Source organism: Actinomadura sp. NPDC048394, from assembly GCF_040651755.1.
Taxonomy (GTDB): Bacteria; Actinomycetota; Actinomycetes; order Streptosporangiales; family Streptosporangiaceae; genus Spirillospora; species Spirillospora montaniterrae.
In genome coordinates this window covers 1-1,865 of sequence record NZ_JBEZJL010000182.1, presented here as the reverse complement: position 1 = coordinate 1,865, position 1,865 = coordinate 1, and the positions used below count along the sequence as shown (strand labels likewise).

At 71.0% G+C, this 1,865-nt stretch carries 1 protein-coding gene; it reads left to right on the top strand.

Going from position 1 to position 1,865, the window contains the following annotated elements; all coding sequences use genetic code 11:
* Positions 1–232 precede the first annotated feature (232 nt).
* Positions 233–1,495, top strand: a complete 1,263-nt coding sequence (locus AB0C78_RS50735; protein WP_360763044.1) for a DUF222 domain-containing protein — start codon at positions 233–235, stop codon at positions 1,493–1,495.
* The last annotated feature ends 370 nt before the right edge of the window (positions 1,496–1,865 follow it).

Sequence of the window (1,865 nt, the reverse complement as noted above, 5' to 3'; positions counted from 1 at the left end):
TTTGGAGCCTCTGCGGCCCCTGGGCAGGTGATGGGGGCAGGCTCCGCCTGCCCCGCCCCCGGGTCGCGCCACCCCACCACCCCCTTCCGTAAGGGCCGAGACTCCCTTGCGCGTGCGTGATGTGGAGAGCGCCAAGAAGCCGCGAGGCCCGGTGGCCTTTCCCGCCAAAAATACCGGGAAGAATGTGCCTCGAACGGCCTCGAATGTCAGTCGCACAGGGTACTATTTACCTATGCAATCAGTGACGGTCGAGCTTGGGGCCGCGTCCACCATGGAATTGGTGAACGCGCTCTCCGCCATCGCCACTGAACTCGCCCAGCGCGAAGCCCCGGAATCAGCGGCCGCATGCCTGGAACTCACTGAAACCCTTGCGGCCGCAGCAGATATGCAGGAAAGCGCGCTCGCCGGATTCATCGGCCGAGTCGACGCCACCGGGGAGCAGCAGCGGTGGGGCTATCCCTCCACCCAGGCGTGGCTGCGATCCAGCCTCGGCATGCGCGACAACCGCGCCAAGGAGCGCCTCACCCTCGCCCGGCAGCGCCACCGCCTGCCCCACGTTGCCGCCGCACTCGCCTCGGGCGACCTGTCCTACGGCTACGCCACCACCGTCGCCGACTCGATCGCAAGGCTCGACGACACCGACTGCACAGAAGCCGAGACAACACTCCTCGGGTTCGTCGATCAGGGTTTCTCGGCCGGGAAGGTCGCCGCGTTCGGCCGCCGCATCCGCGACCTCATCGCCGAACGCGACGACACCGAGGACGCCCCGGATGAGGACACCAAGCGCGGTTACGACAAGTCCTGGCTGACCACGACGCGTTCGCTGGACGGCGGCCGGTATGTGAAGGGCTGGCTGAACCCCGAGGACGCCGCGATCTGGGACGGCACCCTGGCTCCGCTGGCCAAGCCGGCCGGACCCGACGACCGCCGCGACTTCTCCGAACGCACCGCCGCCGCCCTGTCCAGCGTGCTGTCGGGTGGACACAAGGCCACCAAGGTGACGGTCATCTGCGACCTGGACACCCTCACCGGCGGCAACGCCCCCGCCCGCCTGACCGACGGGACGCCGATCCCCGCCGCCCAGGCGCGCCGCATCGCCCTGGCCGCCGGGGTGTCGCCGCTGCTCCTGGGGCGGGGGAACACGCCGCTGTACCTGGGGCACCGGGAACGGTTCGCCTCCGCAGCACAACGGCAAGTGCTGGAGACGCTCTACCCCACATGCGCGGTAAGGGAATGCGAGACGCCGGGCACGCTGTGCGAGGTCGACCACGTCAACGGCTGGGCACTCGGACACTCACCCACCGACATCGATCAGCTCGCCCTCACCTGCGGATGGCACAACCGGTTCAAACACACCCGTCCCGACCAGATCCAGATCACCAAGGATCCGGATGGGCGGTATGTGTACCGGCTCTTGCCACCACCCGATGCGCGAGGGGCAACCGGGCCACCGGGCAGCATCGGGCCGCCCGGCACCCTCGACTGGGCCGCATAACCACCCCACCGGCATGACCGCTGAGTCCGCCCGGATCCATTCGGGTCACGGGCGGCTCCGGCATGCCCACATCCACACTCTGTGGCCGCCACCGCAGCTACGCCACCGCAGCTACGCCGTCGCGGCCAGCCGCGCAGCCGCCGCCGCCCTCGCAGCCGCAGCCGCCCCCGCAGCACGCCCCCGGCAGCCGCAGCGGCAGCCGCCGAATGATCGGCCGGAACGCGGCACAGCCGTTGGGGGCTTGGGTGTCTTCGTACCTGACGGAGGGGGGTGGTGGGGTGGCGCGACCCGGGGGCGGGGGGGGGGGGGGGCGGCCCCCCCCCCACCCCCCCCCCCCCCCCCCGGCCCCAGAGCTGCGGGGGGGGGAGGC

Bases quoted from the DNA above. Each gene is read 5' to 3' on its own strand.
- AB0C78_RS50735 (WP_360763044.1), top strand. From the start codon at position 233: ATGCAATCAGTGACGGTCGAGCTTGGGGCCGCGTCCACCATGGAATTG.